Raw genomic sequence first — 20,886 nt, 5'->3', positions numbered from 1 at the left:
GGCGGAGGGCCTCCTGCCTGGGCGTGAGGCCCCTGAGTTCCCGTCAGTTCCGTTGACGCCCGCCCATCCCCTACCTATGTTCTCGTCGGTAAATCGCACAGCGTTCGTAATTTCGAATGATTGTTGTCTGGCCCCTTGCCCCCCACACACATGCCAGAGACGAGGCGCACATGGCTCCGCCCCTCTCCAGACGCTTTCTGCTCCAGTCCGCGATCGTCGCCGCGGCCATGCCCGGAGTCTCCTTCGGGGCGGGCGGTGGTCGCGCGGCCGCCGCCGTTCCATCGCCGTCCACCTGGTCCGTGCGGCCCTTCGGACTCAAGGACGTGACGCTCGGCCCTGGCCTCTTCGCCGACAAACGGCAGCTGATGCTCGACCACGGCCGCGGTTACGACGTCGACCGGCTGCTCCAGGTGTTCCGTGCCAACGCGGGGTTGTCCACCAAGGGCGCGGTCGCCCCCGGCGGCTGGGAGGGTCTCGACGGCGAGGCCAACGGCAACCTTCGGGGCCACTACACCGGGCACTTCCTGACGATGCTGGCCCAGGCCTACGCCGGCGCCGGGGACACCGCGTACGCCGACCGGATCCGGAGCATGGTCGGCGCCCTGAGCGAGGTGCGTGAGGCGCTGCGCGGTGACCCGAAGGCGCTCGCCGTCACCGGGAAGTGGGGTGGCGCCCACGAGAACGTCCGTGGTTCGTACCAGTACGTCGACCTGCCGTCCGCCGTGCTCGGCGGTGCCGCGGCGATCACCCTGTCGGTCTGGGTGAGGCCCACCCACAACGCCCATTGGCAGCGCGTCTTCGACTTCGGCGACAACACCACCCGGTACATGTACCTGGCCACCCGCAACGCCGACGGGGTGCCCCGGTTCGCCGTCACCACCAGCGGCCCGGGAGGCGAGCAGGGGCTCAACGGCACGGCCGCGCTGCCGCTGAACCAGTGGAGCCACGTGGCGGTGACCCTCTCCGGCTCCACGGGCACCCTCTACGTCAACGGCACAGCCGTCGCCCGGAACACCTCGATGACGCTCAACCCGTCCGTCCTGGGCACCCTGGCGAACAACTGGCTGGGACGCTCCAACTTCTCCGGCGACCCGGTGTACGCGGGCGCCTTCGACGAGTTCAACGTCTGGTCACGGGCCCTTACGGCGGCCGAGATCACCTCCCTCCAGTCGAACGAGGCCGGGCAATCCTCCGCGGGACTCGGCGACCTCGCGTCCTACGCGTTCGCGGCCACGGACGGCGGCACGTTCGCCGACGCCTCCGGACGCGGCCTCACCGCCACCCTGCGCCGCACCTGGGGCGGGCCCAGCCATCCCGGGTTCCTCGCCGCGTACCCGGAGACGCAGTTCATCGCGCTGGAATCGATGACCAGCGGTGACTACACGAAGGTGTGGGCGCCCTACTACACCGCGCACAAGATCCTGAAGGGCCTGGTCGACGCCTGTCTGGCCACCGACGACGCCCGGGCGCTGGACCTCGCGTCCGGCATGTGCGACTGGATGTACTCCCGGCTGTCCAAACTGCCGGACGCCACGTTGCAGCGGATGTGGGGCATTTTCTCCAGCGGCGAGTTCGGCGGCATCGTCGAGACCATCGTCGACCTGTACACGATCACCGGCGAGGCCGATCACCTCGCCTTGGCCAAGCTCTTCGACCTCGACCGGCTCATCGACGCCTGCGCCGCGAACACCGACATCCTCGACGGCCTCCACGCCAACCAGCACATCCCGATCTTCACCGGGTACGTGCGCCTGTACGACGCGACGGGCGAGAGCCGCTATCTCACCGCCGCCAAGAACTTCTGGGACATGGTCGTCCCCCAGCGCATGTACGGCATCGGCGGGACGAGCACGGCCGCGTTCTGGAAGGCCCGCGGGGCCGTATCCGGCACGATCAGCGACACCAACGCCGAGACCTGCTGCGCGTACAACATGCTCAAACTGAGCCGGATGCTGTTCTTCCACGAGCAGGACCCGAAGTACATGGACTACTACGAGCGGGCCCTGTTCAACCAGGTGCTCGGCTCCAAGCAGGACACGGCCGACGCGGAGAAGCCGCTGGTCACGTACTTCATCGGCCTCAAGCCCGGCCATGTGCGCGACTACACCCCGAAGCAGGGCACGACCTGCTGCGAGGGGACGGGCATGGAGAGCGCCACCAAGTACCAGGACTCCGTGTACTTCGCGAAGGCCGACGGCAGCGCGCTGTACGTCAACCTGTACAGCGCCACCACGCTCAACTGGACCGCCCAGGGCGTGATGGTCACCCAGACCACCGACTACCCGCGCGAACAGGGCTCCACGATCACCGTCGAGGATGGCAGCGGCACTTTCGAGATGAAGCTGCGCGTGCCCTCCTGGGCGACCGCCGGGTTCCGGGTGACCGTCAACGGCAGCGCGGTGAGCGGAACGCCGGCCGCCGGGAGCTACTTCACGATCCCCTCCCGCACCTGGCGTGACGGGGACGTCGTACACGTGACGATCCCGTTCCGGCTGAGGGTGGAGAAGGCCCTCGACGACCCGAGCTTGCAGACCCTGTTCCACGGGCCGGTGAACCTGGTCGGCCGGAACGCCAGTACGAGCTATTTGTCCTTCGGCCTGTACGGCAACGCCGGCCTCTCCGGTGACCTGCTGCCCTCTCTCACACCGGTGAGCGGAAAGCCGCTGCACTTCACGCTGGACGGCACCGAGTTCGCGCCCTTCCACGAGGGCACCGAGGATCCCACGCACGCGTACATCAGGCGTTCCGAACCGAAGGTCGTCCTCGGCGGCACCGACTCGGGCGTGGCCAACCCGGCGAAGTCCGACGGGACGACGCTGCTCGACGAGATCTGGGCGGGGGCGCCGTTCGCCGACAAGGACGCACTGGTCGCGCGCGTGCGGGCGACCGTGAGCTCCTGGGTGTCGGCCGGGCTGCTCGACCGGGCCGACGGGCAGAAGGTGGTCACGACCGCGGAAGCCGCGTCCTACGAGGCCTGAGGGTCTTGAGTCTGTGTGGTGGCCCGATCCCTGGAGGCGGCGCCGGTCTGGCGATCTCGTGGGTGACGGGGCCGGCCGGCGCGCGGTGGGCAGGTGTGCCGCCGTGCGCCGGCCGGTCGTCGGGTTACGCGGCCAGACGCTCCGCGATGGTCTTCGCCTTGCTGGCCGCGTCGTCGAGGGCCTGGGCGCGGGAGGCCTCGGCGAGCGGGATCAGCTCGCTCATCGCCGGGTTGTGCGGTGCCATGGTCAGCTCCGGGACGATGAAGTCGACGTCCAGGCCGAGGGCGTCGGCGAGCACCGCGTTCAGGTAGTTCTGCACGTACTCGAAGGGCTCGCGCGGCGTGCCCGGCGCGTAGGAGCCGCCGCGGCTGGCGACGACCGTGACAGGGGTGCCCTTCACCTTCGAGTCCTCGGTCATGGCGGTACGGCCGATGAGGACCACGTTGTCCAGCCAGGCCTTCAGGGTCGACGGGATCGAGAAGTTGTACATGGGGGCGCCGATCAGGATCGCGTCGGCCTCCTCCAGCTCGGCGATGAGCTTCTCGCGCTCGGCGAAGGCGGCGGCCTGCCCCGGGGTGTGCGTGGCCGGGTCGGCGAAGCCGGCGGTGTGCGCGTCGGCGCTGATGTGCGGCACGGGGTCGATGTGGAGGTCGCGGTAGATGACCGTGCCGTCCGGGTGCTGCTCCTCCCAGGCCTTGCGGAAGGTCTCCGTCACCGCGCGCGACGTCGAGGCGTCGATGGGGAAGACCGACGAGTCCAGGTGGAGAAGGGTGGCCATGGGGCACTCCAAGGAAGTCGCTTCGTTTTCGTACTCGACTATGGATAACACAGTCACTTACTTTTTTTCACCCCCGAACGGGAGCCCAGTACGCTGGACGCATGGCGGAAAAGCAGCGGGATCTCCATGGCGCCGGTCCGTGCCGGCCGGTCGGAGAAGGCATGACGCGTGTGTTCGCTCTGCTCGGAAAGCGATGGACGGGCCTGATCGTGGCCGCGCTGATGCCGCATCCCGCGCACTTCGTCGACCTGCGCCGGGCGATCCCCGGCATCAGCGAGCGCATGCTCTCCGACCGCCTCACGGAACTCGCCGCGGCCGGCCTCGTCCTGCGCGAGGTCGACGAGGGGCCGCCCCTGCGGGTCACTTACCGCCTGACGGACGCGGGCGCAGCGCTGGACCCGGCGCTCCAGGAGCTCGCCGCATGGGCGAAGGTCCATCTGCCGCAGAGCTGGCCTTGTGCGGGGGCGGGGCGGGAGTAGGGCCGGTTGGGTGTGCCGGTCGAGACGGCGGTTCGGGGTTTTCCACAGGCTGGCTGGCAGTCGCGGTGGAGTTGTCCACAGGGCCTGACGCGTTTCGGCCACCGGCTGTACCGTCATCACGAGTTGATGTTCGTGCGGGGACATGTGCGGGGGAAGGCGGTCGCTGTGATCGAAGACGGTGTGACGGCGGCGGGGGCCGAGTCGGGGGGCCGGGCGGGGCAGGAGCGGGTGCCGTGGGTGCCCGGGTTCGCGCGGTGGCCCTCGCAGGGTTCGCCGAAGGAGGAGGGCAAGGCCCTGCGTGAGCGGGTGCCGCGCAGTACGCACGCGGACCTGACCCTCACCACCGACCGGCCCGACGCGGTGACGGCGGTCGAGGAGTCCAACCGCGGCCGCATCGCCGCGCTCACCCCGATAAGGGTCGGCCGGATGGCCGCCACCCCGTTCGCGTTCCTGCGGGGCTCGGCCGGCCTCATGGCACACGACCTCGCCCGTACGCCGATGACCGGCATCGGCACGCAGATCTGCGGCGACGCCCACGCGGCGAACTTCGGCCTCTACGGGGACGCCCGCGGTGGGCTCGTCATCGACCTCAACGACTTCGACGAGACCGTGCATGGCCCCTGGGAATGGGACCTCAAGCGCCTCGCCACCTCGCTCGTGCTCGCCGGACGCGAGGCGGGCGCGGACGAGGACACCTGTCGCAAGGCGGCGCTCGACACGACCGGCGCCTACCGGCGCACGATGCGGCTCCTCGCCAAGCTCCCCGCCCTCGACGCGTGGAACGCCATCGCCGACGAGGAACTCGTCTCGCACACCGACGCGCACGACCTGCTCGGCACGCTGGAACGGGTCTCGGAGAAGGCGCGGGCCAACACGAGCGGACGCTTCGCGGCCAAGTCGACCGAGGCGGTGGAGGGCGGCGGGCGCCGCTTCGTGGACGCCCCACCGGTGCTGCGCCGGGTGGACGACGGCGAGGCCGCGGTGGTCGCCGCCTCCCTGGAGCAGTACCTGACCACCCTCTCGGAGGACCGCCACCCGCTGCTCGCCCGCTACGCCGTGCACGATGTGGCGTTCCGCGTGGTCGGCACCGGCAGCGTCGGCACGCGCTCGTATGTCGTGCTGCTCCTGGACCACCGGGGTGAGCCGCTCGTGCTCCAGGTGAAGGAGGCCCGCCCCTCCGCGCTCGAACCACATCTCGCGACGGCCGGTTTCGACGTTCCGACCGTGGCTCACGAGGGCCGTCGTGTGGTCCTGGGGCAAAAGCGCATGCAGGTGGTCAGCGACAGCCTGCTGGGCTGGACGACCGTCGACGACCACCCCTTCCAGGTGCGGCAGTTCCGCAACCGCAAGGGAAGCGTCGACCCCGCGGCCCTCGCGGCCGACCAGGTCGACGATTACGGCCGGATGACCGGCGCCCTGCTGGCCCGTGCCCACGCCCACAACGCCGACCCCCGGCTGATCGCCGGCTACTGCGGCAAGAACGAGGAGCTCGACGAGGCCGTCGCGACGTTCGCCGTCACCTACGCCGACCGCACGGAGGCGGACCACGCGGACCTGGTGGCGGCGATACGGGCCGGTCGTATCGAGGCCGAGGCCGGGGTGTGACGAGGGCCGGGGCGTCGGGGCCCGGTGAGCGGTAGCGGGTGCGGTCGGCTCGGGTCGATTCCCGGCTTGGAGGGTGCGGTCGGCTCGGGTTGATGCTCTGGTCGGTTCTCGGCTCGGTCGCCTCGGCGTGAGCGGTCCGATCTCGTCGTTCCCGGTCGGGCGGGGTGCCTTCGGGCGGGCTCGGTGGCGCTCGGAGTCGTGGCCTAGGCTGGGTCGGGTGACGAGCCCGGAAGCCGATCAGACCCAGTCCGAGCACCCTGCCGAGCCCGTGGAGCCCGCTGGGGGTCCGGGGCAGGGCGAGGGCACTTCCGCCGAGGGCGCGGTGTCCGGTGGCGGCACCGGGGGTGAGCGGCCCGAGGAACGGCTGGAGCGGGCCGTGCGGGCGGCCGAGCAGGCGTTGATCGAGTACGAGATCGCGGTGGAGACCTTCCGGGTCGAGGTGGAGAACTTCTCCCGGTTGCACCACCAGAAGCTCGGACCGATGTACGCCCGGCTCGACGAGCTCGACGCCCAGATCGCCGAGGCCAAGGCCGCACGGACCGGCGACCCCGAGGACGTGCGCAAGGCGCAGGAGGCACGGGCGCGGGTCATGCCCATGCCGGGCGTGGAGGAGCTCTTCCACGGCTGGATGGACTCGGAGGGCCTGTTCCCGGAGGCTGCGGCCATGCTCACCGACCAGGCCGTGCGGCCCCCGGAGCGGGTGCGACCGAGCGACGAGGCCCGTCGGCTCTACCGCGAGTTGGTCCGCAAGGCTCACCCCGATCTGGCCCAGGACGACAAGGAGCGCGAGCGGCGGGACGCGTTCATATCGCGGGTCAACGCGGCCTACGGACGGGGTGACGAGACGCTGTTGCGGGAGCTGTCGCAGGAGTGGGCCGCGGGTCCGGTGCCGGAGGAGCGCAGGCCCAGCCGCAGCGAGGAGCTGTACGCCCGCCTTGAATGGCTGGCCCAGCGCAAGGAGCTGCTCACCCTTGTCGCCCGCGAACTGGAGGAGGGCGCCATCGGCTCCATGCTTCGCATCGCCCCCGACGACCCCGACCGCCTCCTGGACGAGATCGCCGAACAACTGCTGACGGAGGTCGCCCAGCGGGAGGCGGAACTGGCGGGGCTGCTCGGCGAGGGTGGTCAGGTCGGCCAGGCGGGGCATGGTGGTCAGGACAACCACGAGGGGCAGGTCGGCCAAGGCGGTCCGGGCAGCCAGGGCGGTCAGGAGGGCCCCTGACGGCCAGGGGCAGGGTGGCCACGCCCGGAGGCCGGGCGGGGCGAGTAGGTGGGGCACGGCGACGGTGTGGGGCCGTGCGGTCGGGTAGCGTCGTACGCATGCATTTCGGAGCTGGTGTGCCCACGGTCGAGGTCGGGGACCTCAAGGACGACGACTTCCTGCTCGATGTCCGGGAGGACGACGAGTGGCAGGCGGGTCATGCCGAAGGGGCGCTGCACATCCCGATCAGCGAGTTCGTGGCGCGGTACGTGGAGTTGACCGAGGCGGCACCGCAGGACGGCAGGGTTCATGTGATCTGCCGTTCGGGCGGGCGTTCGGCGCAGGTCACCATGTACCTGGTCCAGCAGGGCATCGACGCCGTGAACGTGGACGGCGGGATGCAGGTCTGGGCGGCCGCCGGGCGGCCGGTGGTGGACGACAAGGGCGAGAGCGGGTTCGTTCTCTAGGTTCGGAGAGCTTTCCAGGTTCAGGGGCGCGCGGGTTTGTTTCGCGCGCCCCTTTGGTCGGTGTGCACGGCGCTCGGCCCAGCGGGTGGGTGGTGCTCAACCCAGGGGGTGAGCTGCCAGTAGATCGCCCAGGGACTCCTCGTGTGCCGCTGCCGGGCCGAGGGAGAGTTCGAGGTGCTTGGCCCAGGCGTGGTAGCGGTGCAGGGGGTAGTCGACGTCGGCGCCGAAGCCGCCGTGCAGGTGTTGCGCGGTCTGCACGACCCGCCGTACCCCTTCCGAGGCCCAGATCTTCGCCACGGCGACGTCCCCGGCCGAGGGCAGGGCGCCTGCCGCTCCGGAGCTGATGCGCCAGGCGGCCTGCCACAGGGTGGCCTCCATGGCGCGGAGGTCGATGTACCGGTCGGCGGCCTGGACGGCGACGGCCTGGAACGAGGCGATCGGGTGCCCGAACTGCTCCCGCTTGCCGGTGTATTCGCCGGTCATGGTGAGGACCCCCTCCCCCAGACCGAGGGCCAGCGCGCAGGTGCCGATGGTCAGCAGTTCGCGGAGTCCTTCCCAGGCGCCGTCCGCGTCGATGACGTCCCGTGCGGCGATCCGGGCCGAGTCCAGCCGCAGCTCGGCGAGCCGCTCACCCGCCGTCGAGATCTGCTCGGCGAGGACCACGCCCTCGTGGACGCGGGGGACGAGGGCGAGCAGGACGTTGTCGGTGCCGACCGGTGCCATGGCGGTGTGCTGGGCCTCGGTGGTGAGCCCGGCGTCCCCGGCCACTGCCGTCGCCGGTACGACGATGTAGTCGGCGTTGTACGCCCAGGGAACCGCCGTCTGTACTCCGTCGAGGACCCATGCCCCGTCGGCGTCCCGCTGAGCGGTGACCGCGAGTTCGGCCGGGTCGTGGCCGGTGCGGCCGTGCGCGGCGACGCTCAGCACGACCTCGCCCCGGCCCACCCGGGTGAGCAGATCGGTCCTCGCTTCCTCACTGCCGTACGCCTGGACGGTCACGGCGGCCGCACTGCTCTCCAGCAACGGCACCCGGGCCAGGACCTTCGCCGACTCGCGCAGCACCAGGCACAGCGCGATCACGTCGAGCCCCGAGCCTCCGTAGGAGGGGTCCAGCAGGAGGCTGAGCAGGTCCGCGTCGGCCAGCCGCGTCCACAGGGCCCGGTCGAAGTCGTCGGCCACGGCCCCCGGAACGAGCGAGGGGCTCGGCACCCCGTCCGGGGCGACCCCGGCGAACACCGCTCTCGCCGCCTCGGCCGCCGCCTGCTGCTCCTCGGTGAAGGTGAAGTCCACGGTTCCGCCCTTCCGTGTCGCCGATGACGGGGCGTCAAGATAGAACAGGTTCTAGAAGAAGGGAATGACGTGGGGGCCGGACAGGGGCCGGCAGTGAGTCGGTGAAGGTCAGGGTGGTTCGGCTGCTCGCCTCTGGCTGCGTCGGCCGCTCACCTCAATGGTGGAGCACCGCGCCGTAAGGTGTCCGAGGCTGTGGATAACCTCGTGGGTGCCGTGTGATCGGTGTGACGATGTGACTGCTGCGGCCATCGGGACTGTGCCGGATGCGCGCGGCTGAGTAAGTTTCCGGTGGGGAAACGGACCGGGAGTGGGAATCGGGGAGCGGGGCGGAATGGACGCGTACGACGAGGTCTCGAACGCCCGGCGCGGGCCGGACGAGCCCGAGGGCTCCGCTTCCATAGGCCCGGGAGACGCGACCGCCGACCGTGGCGACGGCGACAGCGCCGACGCGGACACCGACCCACCTGCTCCCGCTTCCACACCCGCCCCGGAAACCGGCTCCGCCCCGGAAACCGGCTCCGCCCCGGAAACCGGCTCCGCCCCGGAAACCGGCTCCGCGCCGGTTCCGGCTCGTGCTCCGGCGTGGGCTGCGCGGCAGAGTCCGCAGACCCCGCCCCCTCCGTACACCCCGCCGTCTTCGGACGACGCTCTCTCCTCGCCGCAGCCGCCGCCCCCCGCCGTGTCCGGCATAGCCGCGCTCTCGCTGCCGTACCAGATCGTCGTGGCGCTGGCGCTGGCCGTCGTGGCCGTGGTGGCCTGTGTGCACGTCGGCATGGTGTTTCTGCATGTGGCGCCCTCGAACACGATGACGAAGCAGCACGGTCAGGCGGTGGACGACTGGGTGTACCCGGAGTTCGAGCAGAACTGGAAGCTGTTCGCCCCGAACCCGTTGCAGCAGAACATCGCCGTGCAGGTCAGGGCGGAGGTCCGCAAGCCGGACGGCGGATCCAGTGAGACCGGCTGGTACGACCTCTCCGCGTTGGACGGGGCCGCCATCGACGGCAACCTGGTGCCCAGCCATACCGACCAGAACGAGCTGCGTCGGGCCTGGGACTTCTATGTCTCCACGCACGACACCGAGAACCGCGCGACGAGCTCACGCGGTGAGCTGTCCGAGCGCTATCTGCGCCGCATCGTGGTGATGCGCCTCGACCGCGAGCTCGACGGCGAGCGGGCCGGCGGCTCCGGTGGGGTCGTCGAGCGGATACAGGTCCGGTCCCGTACCACCAATGTCCCGGCGCCCGAGTGGAGCGAGGAACAGGTGTCCGACAAGCCCGTCATCCGGGAGCTGTCCTGGTGGTCGGTGGCCGACCGCGACCGCACGGAGGCGAGCGCCGAATGAGCCCCACGACTCCCGCCGGTCCCACTGGCAGCACCGACAGCACCAACAGCTCCAGCAGCCCCATTGGCACCTCCGGCGCCCGTCTCACCGCCGTCATCGGCTCCGGGATCGCCCGCGTCACCGACAACGCGCTGGGTCCGTACCAGAGCGCGATCGTCCGGATCGGTTTCGCCGGGACCTGGCTGTTGTTCCTGCTGCGCGAGTTCCCGCACCGGCGTGAGCTGTACGGGCCGGACGGGCCGTGGAGCTGGGACCTCGCGCACGAGTTGATCGCGAGCAACGGCGCGTTCACGACCCTGATGTGGTCGGACGGCATGGTGTGGTTCGAGATCGTCTACGCCCTCGCCGTGCTGTCGAGCCTGATGCTGCTGCTCGGGTGGCGCACCCGCACCGCGAGCGTGCTGTTCATGGTGGGTGTGCTGTCGCTGCAGAACCGCAGCGTGTTCATGGGCGACGGCGGCGACAACGTCATCCACCTCATGGCCATCTATCTGGTCTTCCTCCGCTGTGGCCAGGTCTGGTCCCTGGACGCCCGGCGCAGACGGCGCACGCGCGAGCGCCTGGAGCGGGAGGCTGCGGCGCGGGCGGACCGTGTGGGCCCCCTCCTTTGGTGCGCCCTCGGCTTCGCGCTGCTCGTGGCGACGTTCGGCGGTCTGGTTCCCGGTGGCTTCGGGGGCGGCTGGCTGACCGTCTTCTGGGGACTGTGGGTGGTGCACGGCGTGTGGTGGGCCGTGCACCGGATCGAGTCGGACATCCGGCCCCGCGTGCTGCTCGACATCGTCGGCAACCTCGCCCACAACGCCGCCCTGTTCGTGATCATGGCCGAGGCGTGTCTGATCTACGCGACGGCCGGCTGGTACAAGATCCAGGGCTCGCGCTGGCAGGACGGCACGGCCGTCTACTACCCGCTGCACCTGGACTACTTCTCGCCGTGGCCCGCGCTCTCCGACCTGATGACGTCGAGCGGCACCATGGTGATGCTGGTGACGTACGGGACGGTCATCGCGCAGGTCGCCTTCCCGTTCACGCTGTTCAACCGGCGCGTCAAGAACGTCCTGCTCGCGGTGATGATGACCGAGCACGCGGCGATCGCGCTCGTCCTCGGTCTGCCGTTCTTCTCGCTCGCGATGATCGCCGCCGACGCCGTGTTCCTGCCGACGTCGTTCCTGAAGCGCCTGGGCGGCTGGACGGCACGCGCGCGTGACGGTGTGGTGCGGCGGGTGCCGTTCGGGCGCGGCCGCAGCCGGTCCGGTCGGTCCGGTCGGTCCGAGAAGGGGGCGCCGCCCTCGGAGAAGGAGACGGCCGAGCAGGCGCACGTAGGCTTCACCGCATGAACGATCCGGTGAGCGCGGTATGAGCGCGCCCCAGTCGGGACCGGCGCACGGGGTCGGCGATCCGGTGCGGACCTGGCGCCGTCTCGCGGACACCTCCGTCCTGCTCGACGGCTTCCACGCCCTCAAGCACGCTCTGCGCTTCGGGGCGGAGATCCCGGTGGCGGTCACCGTCGACCGGGCGGCGGCGCTGGCGCTCGCCGACGACCTGGCGCCGGACGTGCGGGAGCCGCTGACCGCGCTGCTCGTCGAGGTGCCGGAGGAGACGTACCGCACGCTCGTACCGCGCCCGCATCCCACGGCCGTCGCCGCCCTGGCCGTGCGCCCCGCGCGCGCGACCCGTCTGGCGGCGCTCGCGCACACCCCGCGCACCGCGCCCGTCGTGGTGCTCGACAATCCCCGCAATCTGGGCAATGCCGGGGCCGTGATCCGGCTGGCCGCCGGCTTCGGCGCGACCGGGGTGGTCACCACCGGCACGCTGGACCCCTGGCACCCCACCGTCGTGCGCGGCGGGGCCGGGCTGCACTTCGCGACCGCCGTGGAGCGGCTGGAGGTGGCCGACCTGCCGTCGGGCCCGCTCTTCGCCCTCGATCCCGAGGGGGACGACATCAGGGCCCTGAAGCTGCCGGACGACGCGTTGCTCGCCTTCGGCTCCGAGCGCAGCGGGCTCTCCGCCGAACTGCGGGAACGCGCCGACCATCTGGTGTCCCTGCCGATGCGCCCCCAGGTGTCCAGCTACAACCTGGCGACGAGCGTGGCGATGACGCTCTACCACTGGAGCATGGGCGCGGTCTGAGCTCGGGCGCTCTCCGAGTGTCCGTGCGCCCTCTGAGCAAGGGCGCCGCGTCTGAGCACGGTGTCTCCGCGTGCCGAGTGGCCCGTCTGAGCGCACGTGGCCCGGCATCCCCAACGGGGCACCGGGCCACGGGTCGAACAGGTGTGCGTTTACGCCTCGCGTCGGATCTCCACCATCCGGAAGCGGTTGGCGACGAACGCCGCGTCGCACAGCGCCGCGTTGGCCGCCGGGTTGCCTCCGGAGCCGTGGAAGTCGGAGAACGCCGCGGTCTGGTTCACATAGACCCCGCCCGTGAGGTTCAGCGAGAGCTGCGCGCACTCGTCCAGGCAGACCTCCTCGACGGCCCCCGCGACCTCGTCGGACGTGGTGTACGCCCCGACGGCCATCGCGCCCTTGTCGGCGATGGTCCGCCGCAGCAGTTCGACGCCGTCGGTCGCCGAGTCGACGGCGACGGCGAAGGACACCGGCCCGAAGCACTCGCTCATGTACGCGGCCTCGTCGTCGGGCTTGGCGCCGTCGAGCTTCACGATCACCGGCGTACGGACGACGGCGTCCGGGAACTCCGGGTTGACGATCTCGCGGGAGGCGAGGGCGACCTCGCCGAGGCCGGCGGCGGCTTCCAGACGGGCCTTCACATCGGGGTTGACGATGGCGCCGAGCAGGGCGTTCGCGCGGGCGTCGTCGCCGAGCAGACCGCCGACCGACCTGGCGAGGTCGGTGACGACCTCGTCGTAGGACTTCGCGCCCTCGTCGGTGGTGATGCCGTCGCGGGGGATCAGCAGGTTCTGCGGGGTGGTGCACATCTGGCCGCTGTACAGGGACAGGGAGAAGGCCAGGTTGGAGAGCATGCCCTTGTAGTTGTCGGTGGACTCCACGAGGACCGTGTTGACGCCGGCCTTCTCCGTGTAGACCTGCGCCTGGCGGGCGTTGGCCTCCAGCCAGTCACCGAACGACGTCGACCCCGTGTAGTCGATGATCCGGATCTCGGGGCGCGTGGCGAGGGTCTTGGCGATGCCCTCGCCGGGGCGCTCGGCGGCCAGCGCGACCAGGTTCGGGTCGAAGCCGGTCTCGGCGAGCACCTCGCGGGCCACCTGCACGGTGAGCGCGAGGGGCAGGACCCCGCGCGGGTGGGGCTTCACCAGGACCGCGTTGCCCGTGGCGAGGGAGGCGAACAGGCCCGGGTAGCCGTTCCACGTCGGGAAGGTGTTGCAGCCGATGACCAGCGCGATGCCGCGCGGGACCGCCTTGAACCGCTTGTCCAGCTTGAGCGGGTCGCGCTTGCCCTGGGGCTTGGTCCACTCCGCCTCGTCCGGGGTGCGGACCTGCTCGGCGTACGCGTAGGCGACCGCCTCCAGGCCCCGGTCCTGCGCGTGCGGGCCGCCGGCCTGGAACGCCATCATGAACGCCTGGCCGCTGGTGTGCATGACGGCGTGGGCGAACTCATGGGTGCGGTCACTGATCCGCTTGAGGATCTCCAGGCACACCACCGCGCGCGCCTGAGCGCCCGCGTCGCGCCACGCGCGCTGGCCGGCCTTCATGGCGGGCAGCAGTGTGTCGATGTCCGCGTGCGGGTAGGTGACGCCCAGTTCGATGCCGTACGGGGAAATCTCGCCGCCCACCCAGTCGTCGGTGCCGGGCTGGTCGAGGTCGAGGCGGTTGCCGAGCAGCGCGTCGAAGGCGGCCTTGCCCTCGGCCATGCCCAGGCTGCCGTTCTCGCCGTACGCCTTGGGGTGCTCGGGGTGGGGTGACCAGTACGCGCGGGTGCGGATCGCCTCCAGCGCCTGGTCGAGCGTGGGCCGGTGCTTGGCGATCAGGTCGTGCGCGGACAGTTCGGCGGCCATGCGTGACCAACTCCTCACGTCAGGGACTCTGCGTCGAGACCTGACCTGGGCAGCGACAGGAGGACAGAGTTAGAGTAACCGAACGATCGGTCGGGACAAGGGGGTCCGCCGCATCTGTGGACAACCCCGTGCGGGAGGATCGCGCACATGACAGGACTCGACCTCAGCAGCCCCGTGGCCGTCGTCGGCACCGGCACCATGGGCCAGGGCATCGCCCAGGTCGCACTGGTCGCCGGCCACCCCGTACGTCTGTACGACGCCATGCCCGGCCGTGCCCAGGAGGCGGCCGAGGCGATCGGCGCCCGGCTCGACCGCCTCGTGGCGAAGGACCGCCTGACCGCCGGGGACCGGGACGCCGCCCGCGCCCGGCTGCACCCCGCGCGGGACCTCGCCGACCTCGCGGACTGCGCCCTCGTCGTCGAGGCCGTCCTGGAGCGCCTCGATGTGAAGCAGGAGCTGTTCCGGGCGCTGGAGGACGTCGTCGACGACGACTGCCTGCTCGCCACCAACACCTCCTCCCTGTCCGTCACGGCCATCGGCGGCGCCCTGCGCAACCCCGGACGCTTCGTCGGCCTGCACTTCTTCAACCCGGCGCCGCTGCTGCCGCTGGTGGAGGTCGTCTCCGGGTTCGCCACGGACGTCACGTCCGCCACGCGCGCGTACGAGACGGCCCGCGCCTGGGGCAAGACGCCGGTCGCCTGTGCCGACACACCCGGCTTCATCGTCAACCGCATCGCACGGCCGTTCTACGCCGAGGCCTTCGCGGTGTACGAGTCGCAGGCCGCCGAGCCCGCGACCATCGACGCGGTGCTGCGGGAATGCGGCGGCTTCCGGATGGGCGCCTTCGAGCTGACCGACCTCATCGGGCAGGACGTCAACGAGTCCGTCACCCACTCCGTGTGGCAGGCGTTCTTCCAGGACGTCCGGTTCACGCCCTCGCTGGCCCAGCGGCGGCTCGTCGAGTCCGGCCGGCTCGGCCGCAAGACTGGCCACGGCTGGTACGACCACGCGGACGACGCCGAGCGCCCCGAGCCGCACACCGCCGAACCCGCCCGGGCGCCCGCGTACGTCGTCGTCGAGGGCGACCTGGGGCCCGCCTCCGAGCTGCTCGCGCTGATCCGGGAGGCCGGCATCGGGGTGCGCGAGGAGGACGAGGACCACGGCACCCGGCTGGTCCTGCCGAGCGGCGGCCAGCTGGCCCTCGCGGACGGACAGACCTCCGTGGAGTTCCGCGACGTCGTCTACTTCGACCTGGCGCTCGACTACCGGCGGGCCACCCGGATCGCCCTGTCGGCGTCCCAGGACACCTCGTCGCAGACGCTCACCGAGGCCATCGGGCTCTTCCAGACGCTCGGCAAGAACGTCAGCGTCATCGGGGACGCCCCCGGCATGATCGTCGCGCGCACGGTGGCCCGGATCGTCGACCTCGCGCACGACGCCGTGGCCAAGGGAGTGGCGACGGAGGAGGACATCGACACGGCGATGCGGCTCGGGGTCAACTACCCGCTCGGTCCCTTCGAATGGGGCCGCAAGCTGGGCCGTAACTGGGCGTACGCCCTCCTCGACGACCTGCATCTGCGCGACCCCTCCGGGCGCTACGCGCCGTCCCTGGCGCTGTACCGCCACGCCTACGCCTCCGACAAGCGGGAGGGGACCTCCTCATGACCACCGCCAAGCGCGACACGTATACCCCGGAGACGCTCCTCTCCGTCGCCGTGCAGGTCTTCAACGAGCGGGGCTACGACGGCACGTCCATGGAGCATCTCTCCCGGGCGGCCGGGATCTCCAAGTCGTCGATATACCACCACGTCAGCGGCAAGGAGGAGCTGCTGCGGCGGGCGGTGAGCCGGGCGCTGGACGAGCTGTTCGGGATCCTCGACGAGGAACCCGCGCGTGTGGGGCGTGCCGTGCAGCGGCTGGAGCACGTGGTCCGGCGGATGGTCGAGGTCCTCATCGGCGAGCTGCCGTACGTGACGCTGCTGCTGCGGGTGCGCGGCAACACCGACACCGAGCGCTGGGCGCTGGAGCGGCGCCGCGACTTCGACCACCGGGTCGCCGAGCTGCTGAAGGCCGCGGCCGCCGACGGGGACGTGCGCGGGGACGTGGAGATGCGGCTGGCGACCCGGCTGGTCTTCGGGATGATCAACTCGATCGTGGAGTGGTACCGGCCGGACGGGCGCGGGATGGGCGAGCGCGAGGTGTCCGAAGCGGTGGCGCATCTGGTCTTCTCGGGGCTGCGCGCCCAGCACTGACGCTCACCCGTCGTCCGATTCCCACCGCCGGGTATCGGCCAGCCGTTCCGGTTCCGGCCGGTGTGTGCCGGTCACCCCTCCGGCTCGACGTGCTCCTCCTCGAAGACCAGCAGTGTGCGGGTGCTCAGGACCTCCGGGATGCCCTGGATCTTGGTGAGGACGACCTCGCGCAGGGCTCTGTTGTCCGCCGTGTGCACCAGGAGCAGGACGTCGAAGTCGCCGCCCACCAGGGCGATGTGGGCGGCGCCGGGGAGTTGGCGCAGTTGTTCGCGGACGGTGCGCCAGGAGTTCTGCACGATCTTCAGCGTGATGTAGGCGGACGTGCCCTTTCCGGCGCGTTCGTGGTTCACGCGCGCCCCGAAACCGCGGATCACGCCGTCCTCGATGAGGCGGTTGATACGGGCGTAGGCGTTGGCCCGGGACACATGGACCCGCTCGGCGACGGACCGTATCGACGCGCGGCCGTCGGCCTGGAGCATGCGCAGGATGTCCTGATCTATGGCGTCCAGCGGTCTGGGGGGCGGCAGGGCCGGGCCGTGCTCCGGCGGCTCGGCCATTTGTTCAGGTGCCATGTGCCCCCGCCTCTCTGCCATGGACGTGTTGCGTTCATTTGAGGCTGTGCAGAACCGTTTGTCCACAGCCTCGGGGTGCCTGTAGCCAAAATGCGTCATCGACCGAACAATCGGTAGGTGAGACGTGTCACAACCGTGCCGCGTCCCTGAGCCACTCCCACGAGGAGGTGCCGTATGACGGTCATGGAGCAGCGGGGTGCGTACCATCCGACACCGCCCCCCGCCTGGCAGCCCCGCACCGACCCCGCGCCCCTGCTGCCCGACGAGCGTCCGTACCGCGTGCTCGGTACCGACTCGGCGGCTGACGTCGACCCCGCACTGCTGCGCCGCCTCCACGCGGAGTTGGTGCGGGGCCGGCGGTACAACACGCAGGCCACGGCCCTGACCAAGCAGGGCAGGCTCGCGGTGTACCCGTCCAGCACCGGCCAGGAGGCCTGCGAGGTCGCCGCCGCGCTCGTCCTCGAGGAGCGCGACTGGCTCTTCCCGAGCTATCGCGACACGCTCGCCGCCGTCGCCCGTGGTCTCGACCCCGTGCAGGCGCTCACGCTGCTGCGCGGTGACTGGCACACCGGCTACGACCCGCACGAGCACCGCGTCGCGCCCCTGTGCACCCCGCTCGCCACCCAGCTCCCGCACGCCGTGGGCCTCGCGCACGCCGCTCGCCTCAAGGGCGACGACGTGGTCGCGCTCGCCCTGGTCGGCGACGGCGGCACCAGCGAGGGCGACTTCCACGAGGCGCTCAACTTCGCCGCCGTCTGGCAGGCCCCGGTCGTCTTCCTCGTCCAGAACAACGGCTTCGCGATCTCCGTGCCGCTGGAGAAGCAGACCGCCGCCCCGTCCCTCGCCCACAAGGCCGTCGGCTACGGCATGCCGGGCCGCCTGGTCGACGGCAACGACGCGGCCGCCGTGCACCAGGTGCTCGCCGAGGCCGTGGCCCGCGCCCGTGCGGGCGGCGGCCCCACCCTGGTCGAGGCGGTGACGTACCGCATCGACGCCCACACCAACGCCGACGACGCGACCCGCTACCGCGGCGACGCCGAGGTGGAGACCTGGCGCGCGCACGACCCGATCACGCTCCTGGAGCGCGAGCTGACCGAACGCGACCTCATCGACGAGGCCGGCATCCAGGCCGCCCGCGACGCCGCCGAGACGATGGCCGCCGATCTGCGCGAGCGCATGAACCAGGACCCCGTGCTCGACCCCATGGACCTCTTCGCCCATGTGTACGCCGATCCCACTCCCCAACTGCGCGAGCAGGAGGCCCTGCTGCGGGCCGAGCTGGCGGCGGAAGAAGAAGGGGCGCACTGATGACCACCGTCGCTCTCAAGCCCGCCACCATGGCGCAGGCGCTCACCCGGGCCCTGAGGGACGCCATGACCGCCGACCCGACGGTGCACGTCATGGGCGAGGACGTCGGCACTCTCGGCGGGGTCTTCCGGGTCACCGACGGACTCGCGAAGGAGTTCGGCGAGGACCGGGTCACGGACACCCCGCTCGCCGAGGCGGGCATCCTCGGCACGGCCGTCGGCATGGCGATGTACGGGCTCCGGCCGGTCGTCGAGATGCAGTTCGACGCGTTCGCCTACCCGGCGTTCGAGCAGCTAATCAGCCATGTCGCCCGCATGCGCAACCGCACCCGCGGCGCCATGCCGCTGCCGATCACGATCCGGGTCCCCTACGGCGGCGGCATCGGCGGCGTCGAGCACCACAGCGACTCCTCCGAGGCCTACTACATCGCGACTCCGGGTCTCCATGTCGTCACCCCCGCCACCGTCGCCGACGCCTACGGGCTGCTGCGCGCCGCCATCGCCTCCGACGACCCCGTCGTCTTCCTGGAGCCCAAGCGCCTGTACTGGTCGAAGGACTCCTGGAACCCCGAGGAACCGCAGGCCGTGGAGCCGATCGGCCGTGCCGTCGTGCGCCGTGCGGGCCGCAGCGCCACGCTCATCACCTACGGTCCGTCCGTGCCCGTCTGCATGGAGGCCGCCGAGGCCGCCACGGCCGAGGGCTGGGACCTCGAAGTCGTCGACCTGCGCTCGCTGGTGCCCTTCGACGACGAGACGGTCACCGCGTCCGTACGGCGCACCGGGCGGGCCGTCGTCGTCCATGAGTCCGGCGGTTTCGGCGGGCCGGGCGGCGAGATCGCGGCCCGGGTCACCGAGCGCTGCTTCCACCACCTGGAGGCGCCCGTGCTGCGCGTCGCCGGGTTCGACATCCCGTACCCGCCGCCGATGCTGGAGCGGCACCACCTGCCCGGCGTCGACCGGATCCTCGACGCGGTCGGGCGTCTGCAGTGGGAGGCGGAGAACTGATGGCACAGGTCCTGGAGTTCAAGCTGCCCGACCTCGGTGAGGGGCTCACCGAGGCGGAGATCGTCCGCTGGCTGGTCCAGGTCGGCGACGTCGTCGCCATCGACCAGCCCGTCGTCGAGGTCGAGACGGCCAAGGCGATGGTCGAGGTGCCGTGCCCCTACGGCGGTGTCGTCACCGCCCGTTTCGGCGAGGAGGGCACGGAACTTCCCGTCGGGGCGCCGCTGTTGACGGTGGCGGTGGGAGCACCCGTCGCCGGCGGGTCCACGGGGTCCTCGGGCACCGCGGGTGCCGTGCGGGGGTCGGACTCCGCGGGGAAGGCCGAGGGCTCCGGGAACGTGCTGGTGGGATACGGCACTTCGGAGGCGCCGAAGCGCCGCAGGAGGGTCAGGCCGACGTCTCCCGTGAGTCCGCCGGCTTCGACGACTCCGGTGGATCGGACGGCTCCGGTGGCTCCGACGGCATCGACCCCTGCGACGGCATCGACCCCTGCGACGGCTTCGGCGGCTCCGACGGCTTCGGCGGGGGCCTCCGGTGGTGTGGTGAACGGTGGGGTGACCGCGGTGGTCGCCGAAAGGGCGCTCGCCGACGCCACCCAGCTCGCGTCCGACCCGGTGCGTGGCGACGGCCCTGTGCCCGTGATCTCCCCCCTCGTCCGCCGTCTCGCCCGTGAGAACGGGCTGGACCTGCGGAAACTGCATGGCTCGGGCCCTGACGGACTGATCCTGCGGGCCGATGTGGAGCAGGCCCTGCGGGCCGGAACCGCCGGTGCCACGACGTCACCGGCCGCCCCCACGGCCGTCGCGCAGCCTGTCCCGGTGTCCGCCGGGGTGCCCGTCGCGATGCCCGCGCGGGCGGAGAGCCCCGCCGGCGCCCGTGTTCCGCTGCGGGGTGTGCGCGGTGCGGTCGCCGACAAGCTCTCCCGGAGCCGGCGCGAGATCCCGGAGGCCACCTGCTGGGTGGACGCCGACGCGACGGAACTGATGAACGCCCGCGCGGCCATGAACGCGGCCGGTGGCCCGAAGATCTCCCTCCTCGCGCTGCTCGCCCGGATCTGCATCGCCGCGCTGGCCCGTTTCCCGGAGCTCAACTCGACGGTCGACATGGAGGCCCGCGAGATCGTGCGCCTCGACCAGGTGCACCTCGGGTTCGCCGCGCAGACCGAACGAGGGCTCGTCGTGCCCGTGGTGCGGGACGCCCACGTGAGGGACGCGGAGTCGCTCAGCGCGGAGTTCGCCCGGCTCACCGAGGCCGCTCGGACCGGGACGCTCACCCCCGCCCAGCTCACCGGCGGCACCTTCACGCTGAACAACTACGGCGTGTTCGGCGTCGACGGCTCCACGCCGATCATCAACCACCCCGAGGCGGCCATGCTCGGCGTCGGCCGTATCGTCCCGAAGCCCTGGGTCCACCAGGGCGAGCTGGCGGTACGGCAGGTCGTGCAGCTCTCGCTCACCTTCGACCACCGGGTGTGCGACGGCGGCACGGCGGGCGGCTTCCTGCGCTACGTCGCGGACTGCGTCGAACAGCCGGCGGTGCTGTTGCGCACGCTCTGACCTCGTACGTCGCCCGGTAGATCGCCCGGTCGAAGGCCGCCGACCCCGCCTCCGGCGTCGGCGGCCTTCGCCGTCGTCCCACGGGTCTG

17 protein-coding genes are annotated in these 20,886 nt (G+C 71.3%); 13 read left to right on the top strand and 4 right to left on the bottom strand.

All coding sequences use genetic code 11. The features are described from left to right. Window positions 1-170: 170 nt before the first annotated feature. Window positions 171-2,978, top strand: a complete 2,808-nt coding sequence (locus SMA5143A_RS12280) for a beta-L-arabinofuranosidase domain-containing protein (protein ID WP_107462990.1) — start codon at window positions 171-173, stop codon at window positions 2,976-2,978. 124 nt (window positions 2,979-3,102) lie between these two features. Here the strand turns inward: SMA5143A_RS12280 and SMA5143A_RS12275 are convergent, their stop codons facing one another. Beyond that, window positions 3,103-3,756, bottom strand: coding sequence for an FMN-dependent NADH-azoreductase (locus SMA5143A_RS12275; RefSeq protein WP_107462989.1), 654 nt, complete (start codon window positions 3,754-3,756; stop codon window positions 3,103-3,105). Between the two features lie 101 nt (window positions 3,757-3,857). On the opposite strand from SMA5143A_RS12275, the gene SMA5143A_RS12270 reads away from it, so the two are divergent. From SMA5143A_RS12270 to SMA5143A_RS12255, 4 genes are all read left to right on the top strand, one after another. Then, window positions 3,858-4,235: a winged helix-turn-helix transcriptional regulator gene (locus SMA5143A_RS12270; RefSeq protein ID WP_107462988.1), complete on the top strand. Its 378-nt coding sequence runs from the start codon at window positions 3,858-3,860 to the stop codon at window positions 4,233-4,235. 126 nt (window positions 4,236-4,361) lie between these two features. Then, the gene (locus SMA5143A_RS12265) at window positions 4,362-5,840 is read left to right on the top strand and encodes a DUF2252 domain-containing protein (RefSeq protein WP_107462987.1); all 1,479 of its coding nucleotides are present in this window, start codon (window positions 4,362-4,364) and stop codon (window positions 5,838-5,840) included. A 217-nt stretch (window positions 5,841-6,057) separates the two neighbouring features. Then, window positions 6,058-7,062 carry a J domain-containing protein gene (locus tag SMA5143A_RS12260; RefSeq protein ID WP_258193488.1) on the top strand — a complete coding sequence of 335 codons (1,005 nt, stop codon included), beginning with the start codon at window positions 6,058-6,060 and terminating at the stop codon, window positions 7,060-7,062. 116 nt (window positions 7,063-7,178) lie between these two features. Then, a complete protein-coding gene (locus SMA5143A_RS12255) occupies window positions 7,179-7,508 on the top strand; it encodes a rhodanese-like domain-containing protein (protein ID WP_107462986.1) in 330 nt (109 codons plus the stop codon). 96 nt (window positions 7,509-7,604) lie between these two features. Here SMA5143A_RS12255 and SMA5143A_RS12250 read toward each other — a convergent pair whose 3' ends face one another. Beyond that, a complete protein-coding gene (locus tag SMA5143A_RS12250; RefSeq protein ID WP_107462985.1) occupies window positions 7,605-8,798 on the bottom strand; it encodes an acyl-CoA dehydrogenase family protein in 1,194 nt (397 codons plus the stop codon). 331 nt (window positions 8,799-9,129) lie between these two features. Here SMA5143A_RS12250 and SMA5143A_RS12245 point away from each other — a divergent pair, with 331 nt between their 5' ends. The 3 genes from SMA5143A_RS12245 to SMA5143A_RS12235 are packed head-to-tail and all read left to right on the top strand — an operon-like array spanning window position 9,130 to window position 12,267. Next, complete coding sequence (locus SMA5143A_RS12245; RefSeq protein ID WP_107462984.1) at window positions 9,130-10,140, top strand: DUF5819 family protein; 1,011 nt, start codon at window positions 9,130-9,132, stop codon at window positions 10,138-10,140. Then, window positions 10,137-11,474 (top strand): HTTM domain-containing protein, encoded by a 1,338-nt coding sequence (locus SMA5143A_RS12240; protein WP_258193487.1) that lies wholly within the window; start codon window positions 10,137-10,139, stop codon window positions 11,472-11,474. The genes SMA5143A_RS12245 and SMA5143A_RS12240 overlap by 4 nt, the downstream gene beginning before the upstream one ends. Window positions 11,475-11,493: 19 nt before the next feature. Then, window positions 11,494-12,267: a TrmH family RNA methyltransferase gene (locus SMA5143A_RS12235; protein WP_107462983.1), complete on the top strand. Its 774-nt coding sequence runs from the start codon at window positions 11,494-11,496 to the stop codon at window positions 12,265-12,267. A gap of 149 nt (window positions 12,268-12,416) precedes the next feature. Here the strand turns inward: SMA5143A_RS12235 and paaN are convergent, their stop codons facing one another. Further along, window positions 12,417-14,108, bottom strand: coding sequence for a phenylacetic acid degradation protein PaaN (gene paaN / locus SMA5143A_RS12230; protein ID WP_107462982.1), 1,692 nt, complete (start codon window positions 14,106-14,108; stop codon window positions 12,417-12,419). A gap of 147 nt (window positions 14,109-14,255) precedes the next feature. On the opposite strand from paaN, the gene SMA5143A_RS12225 reads away from it, so the two are divergent. Beyond that, window positions 14,256-15,773, top strand: a complete 1,518-nt coding sequence (locus SMA5143A_RS12225) for a 3-hydroxyacyl-CoA dehydrogenase (protein ID WP_107462981.1) — start codon at window positions 14,256-14,258, stop codon at window positions 15,771-15,773. Then, window positions 15,770-16,360, top strand: a complete 591-nt coding sequence (locus SMA5143A_RS12220; RefSeq protein WP_107462980.1) for a TetR/AcrR family transcriptional regulator — start codon at window positions 15,770-15,772, stop codon at window positions 16,358-16,360. Before SMA5143A_RS12225 ends, SMA5143A_RS12220 begins: the two co-directional genes overlap by 4 nt. Window positions 16,361-16,431: 71 nt before the next feature. Here SMA5143A_RS12220 and SMA5143A_RS12215 read toward each other — a convergent pair whose 3' ends face one another. Next, a complete protein-coding gene (locus tag SMA5143A_RS12215) occupies window positions 16,432-16,917 on the bottom strand; it encodes an Lrp/AsnC family transcriptional regulator (protein ID WP_055542543.1) in 486 nt (161 codons plus the stop codon). A 189-nt stretch (window positions 16,918-17,106) separates the two neighbouring features. On the opposite strand from SMA5143A_RS12215, the gene pdhA reads away from it, so the two are divergent. From pdhA to SMA5143A_RS12200, 3 genes are read left to right on the top strand one after another with little or no spacing between them, the layout of a single operon-like run. Then, entirely contained in the window at window positions 17,107-18,240 is a 1,134-nt protein-coding gene (pdhA, locus tag SMA5143A_RS12210) for a pyruvate dehydrogenase (acetyl-transferring) E1 component subunit alpha (RefSeq protein WP_107462979.1), read from the top strand. Next, window positions 18,240-19,244: an alpha-ketoacid dehydrogenase subunit beta gene (locus SMA5143A_RS12205; RefSeq protein WP_107462978.1), complete on the top strand. Its 1,005-nt coding sequence runs from the start codon at window positions 18,240-18,242 to the stop codon at window positions 19,242-19,244. The genes pdhA and SMA5143A_RS12205 overlap by 1 nt, the downstream gene beginning before the upstream one ends. After that, complete coding sequence (locus SMA5143A_RS12200; protein ID WP_107462977.1) at window positions 19,244-20,797, top strand: dihydrolipoamide acetyltransferase family protein; 1,554 nt, start codon at window positions 19,244-19,246, stop codon at window positions 20,795-20,797. Before SMA5143A_RS12205 ends, SMA5143A_RS12200 begins: the two co-directional genes overlap by 1 nt. Window positions 20,798-20,886 lie beyond the last annotated feature (89 nt).

Origin of the sequence: Streptomyces sp. MA5143a (assembly GCF_900290235.1) — a bacterium.
GTDB lineage: Bacteria > Actinomycetota > Actinomycetes > Streptomycetales > Streptomycetaceae > Streptomyces.
This window is presented reverse-complemented; position numbering and strand designations above follow the sequence as displayed.

Excerpts from the sequence above, each read along its gene's own strand:
- SMA5143A_RS12245 (WP_107462984.1), top strand. The coding sequence starts at position 9,130 with ATGGACGCGTACGACGAGGTCTCGAACGCCCGGCGCGGGCCGGACGAG.
- SMA5143A_RS12215 (WP_055542543.1), bottom strand. The coding sequence starts at position 16,917 with ATGGCCGAGCCGCCGGAGCACGGCCCGGCCCTGCCGCCCCCCAGACCG.
- SMA5143A_RS12235 (WP_107462983.1), top strand. The coding sequence starts at position 11,494 with ATGAGCGCGCCCCAGTCGGGACCGGCGCACGGGGTCGGCGATCCGGTG.
- SMA5143A_RS12220 (WP_107462980.1), top strand. The coding sequence starts at position 15,770 with ATGACCACCGCCAAGCGCGACACGTATACCCCGGAGACGCTCCTCTCC.
- SMA5143A_RS12275 (WP_107462989.1), bottom strand. The coding sequence starts at position 3,756 with ATGGCCACCCTTCTCCACCTGGACTCGTCGGTCTTCCCCATCGACGCC.
- SMA5143A_RS12205 (WP_107462978.1), top strand. The coding sequence starts at position 18,240 with ATGACCACCGTCGCTCTCAAGCCCGCCACCATGGCGCAGGCGCTCACC.
- SMA5143A_RS12265 (WP_107462987.1), top strand. The coding sequence starts at position 4,362 with ATGTTCGTGCGGGGACATGTGCGGGGGAAGGCGGTCGCTGTGATCGAA.
- paaN (WP_107462982.1), bottom strand. The coding sequence starts at position 14,108 with ATGGCCGCCGAACTGTCCGCGCACGACCTGATCGCCAAGCACCGGCCC.
- SMA5143A_RS12280 (WP_107462990.1), top strand. The coding sequence starts at position 171 with ATGGCTCCGCCCCTCTCCAGACGCTTTCTGCTCCAGTCCGCGATCGTC.
- SMA5143A_RS12240 (WP_258193487.1), top strand. The coding sequence starts at position 10,137 with ATGAGCCCCACGACTCCCGCCGGTCCCACTGGCAGCACCGACAGCACC.
- SMA5143A_RS12200 (WP_107462977.1), top strand. The coding sequence starts at position 19,244 with ATGGCACAGGTCCTGGAGTTCAAGCTGCCCGACCTCGGTGAGGGGCTC.
- pdhA (WP_107462979.1), top strand. The coding sequence starts at position 17,107 with ATGACGGTCATGGAGCAGCGGGGTGCGTACCATCCGACACCGCCCCCC.
- SMA5143A_RS12225 (WP_107462981.1), top strand. The coding sequence starts at position 14,256 with ATGACAGGACTCGACCTCAGCAGCCCCGTGGCCGTCGTCGGCACCGGC.
- SMA5143A_RS12270 (WP_107462988.1), top strand. The coding sequence starts at position 3,858 with ATGGCGGAAAAGCAGCGGGATCTCCATGGCGCCGGTCCGTGCCGGCCG.